The sequence below is a fragment of the Streptomyces sp. NPDC058964 genome, assembly GCF_042741275.1.
GTDB lineage: Bacteria > Actinomycetota > Actinomycetes > Streptomycetales > Streptomycetaceae > Streptomyces.
In genome coordinates this window covers 15,017-17,736 of sequence record NZ_JBHYKH010000152.1, presented here as the reverse complement: position 1 = coordinate 17,736, position 2,720 = coordinate 15,017, and the positions used below count along the sequence as shown (strand labels likewise).

Annotated in this window: 1 protein-coding gene and 1 pseudogene; both read left to right on the top strand. The window is 70.4% G+C overall.

All coding sequences use genetic code 11. The features are described 5' to 3' along the window. Positions 1-780 (top strand): annotated as a pseudogene (locus ACFW2E_RS20260) (hypothetical protein); the annotation flags it as partial. Between the two features lie 114 nt (positions 781-894). Beyond that, positions 895-2,508 (top strand): penicillin-binding transpeptidase domain-containing protein, encoded by a 1,614-nt coding sequence (locus ACFW2E_RS20255; RefSeq protein WP_384468257.1) that lies wholly within the window; start codon positions 895-897, stop codon positions 2,506-2,508. Positions 2,509-2,720: the final 212 nt, after the last annotated feature.

The following is a 2,720-nucleotide window of genomic DNA, read 5'->3' as shown; positions in this document are numbered from 1 at the left end:
GACCCGGACTCGTACAGGAAGGGCGCCTGGGAACCGGCGGTGACCAGCAGCCGGACCTGGGGCAGCGGGGTGAGGACCAGGGTGTCCAGGGCGATGATGCCGCCGAGGCTGTGGGCGACGATCGCGACGGGCGGCTCCAGTCCGGCGATCAGGGTGCGCAGCTCCTGGTCGTGGCTCTTCCCGGACTGGTGGCGCAGCCTGTGGCACTACGAGACGCAGGTGCTGGAGTTCCACACCCACCTGACGTCGCCGCACACGTACCAGTCCAATCCGTGGAGCTGGGTCGTGATGGGCCGCCCGGTCTCCTACTTCTACGAGTCGCCCTCACCGGGCTCGGACGGCTGCCCGGCCGACGCGGGCGAGAAGTGCGCCCGCGAGGTGCTGGCGCTGGGCACGCCGCTGCTGTGGTGGCTGGGCTGCTTCGCGCTGCTGTACGTGCTGTGGCGCTGGGTCTTCCGCCGGGACTGGCGGGCGGGCGCCGTCGCCTGCGGCGTCGCGGCCGGCTATCTGCCGTGGTTCCTGTACCAGGAGCGCACGATCTTCGTCTTCTACGCGGTCGTCTTCGTACCGTTCCTGTGCCTGGCGGTGGCGATGCTGCTGGGCGCGATCGTGGGCCCACCGGGCTCCGGCGACACCCGGCGGGTGGCCGGCGCGACGGGCGCGGGCGTCCTGGTGCTGCTGATCGCCTGGAACTTCATCTACTTCTGGCCGCTGTACACGGGGACGGCGATCCCGATCGACTCGTGGCGTTCACGTATGTGGCTAGATACCTGGGTTTGAGTCACACCTCTGATCTCCGTTCGGACAACATCCGAAAACAATCGTCACAGCCTCCCCTCGCGCCCCCTACAGTTCGAAGACTGGTTCGCGGGACGGGGGAGGGGACTTCGCGTCATGCGCAAGGGGGTCAGAGTCACCATCGTGAGCGGGGTGTTCGCCGCTCTGGTGGGAGGGGCCGGGTACGGGGCGTACAACGTGCTGTCGGCACTCAGCGGTGACGGCGGCTCGGACGCCGTGCGGACCGGGCCGCCGAGCGGCTCCGAGGTGAAGGACACCACGGGGAAGTTCTTCGCCGCCTGGGAGAAGGGCCGGGGCGCCGAGGCGGCGTCGTTCACGAACAACGCCGCCGACGCCGAGCCGCTGCTGACGGCCTACGGCAAGGACGCGCACCTCACCGACGTGAGCATCACACCGGGAGCGGCGACCGGCACCACCGTGCCCTTCACGGTGAGGGCGACGGTGTCGTACGACGGCAGGTCCAAGCCGCTCGCCTACAAGAGCCGGCTGACCGTGGTGCGCGGCGAGACGACCCACCGGGCCCTCGTCGACTGGAAGCCGTCCGTCGTCCATCCGCAGCTGGGGACCGGCGACACGCTGGTCACCGGCGAGTCGGCGAGCCCGCCCATCGAGGCCGTGGACCGCGACGGGAACGTCCTGACGAAGGAGAAGTACCCGTCCCTGGGCCCGATCCTGGACGAACTGCGCAGCAAGTACGGCGACAAGGCGGGCGGCACGCCCGGGGTGGAGCTGACGATCCGGCACCAGGCCGGGGGAGCCGCCGACACGACCCTGCTGACCCTCGCCGAGGGAAAGGCGGGCAAGCTGCCGACGACGCTGAGCGCGCGGGCACAGGCGGCCGCCGAGAGGGCGGTGCAGAAGTACGCCGAGTCCTCGGTGGTGGCCGTGAAACCGAGCACGGGCGAGGTGCTGGCGGTCGCCAACCACCGTGACGACGGCTTCAACGCGGCGTTCCTCGGCGAGCTGGCGCCCGGCTCCACGATGAAGATCGTCAGCTCGGCGACCCTCATCGACAACAAGATCACCACGGCGAACGGCCCGGCGCCCTGCCCGCCGACCGCGACCTGGCAGAGCCAGACCTTCAGCAACCTGAAGGACCTGACCCCCGACGAGCACGCCACCCTCTCCGACAGCTTCGCCCGCTCCTGCAACACCGCCTTCGTGAAGTACGCGGACGAGGTCAAGGTGGACTCGCTCCACAAGGAGGCCGAGGAGCGGTTCGGGCTCGGGCAGAACAACTGGAAGGTCGGCATCCCGTCCTTCGACGGGCGCGTCCCCGCCTCCGGCGGCCCGGACACGGCGGCCAACCTGATCGGCCAGGGCCAGGTGCAGATGAGCCCGCTGAACATGGCGTCGGTGACGGCCACCGCGATGACGGGCGCCTTCCGGCAGCCGGTCATCGTCTCGCCCAGGCTCGACGACCGCGAACTGGCCACGGCCCGGGGTCTGCCGACCGGAACGGTCCAGCAGCTGCGGACGATGATGAACCGCACCGCGGTCAGCGGCACCGCGGCGGGCGTGATGCGCGGCCTGGGCGGCAGCATCGGCGCGAAGACCGGCTCCGCGGAGGTCGACGGGCAGACGAAGTCCAACAGCTGGTTCACCGGCTACCGCAACGACATGGCGGCCGCGGCCATGACCCAGGACGGCGGACACGGCATCGACGCCGCCGGGCCGATTGTCGCAGAAGTGCTACGGACAGGTGGCTGACGTCACCCGGACAGGAGGGGACTCTAGGGTGGTTGCCGTCGTTGAGGAGCATGAGGGCTACGAGGGCAACGGGGACCCTGGGGAATCGGCGGAGGAACTGAGGCAGTGGGCAAGAGAAGGCGCGTCGCCGAGCGACGGAGGACCAGACCCGCGGTGGTCGTCGGCGGGGTGATCGCCGCGGTCGTCGGCGGCGCCGGCCTGGGCGCCTACAC

What these genes read in the sequence shown, in the direction of transcription:
- ACFW2E_RS20255 (WP_384468257.1), top strand. Translation starts at nt 895, where the DNA reads ATGCGCAAGGGGGTCAGAGTCACCATCGTGAGCGGGGTGTTCGCCGCT.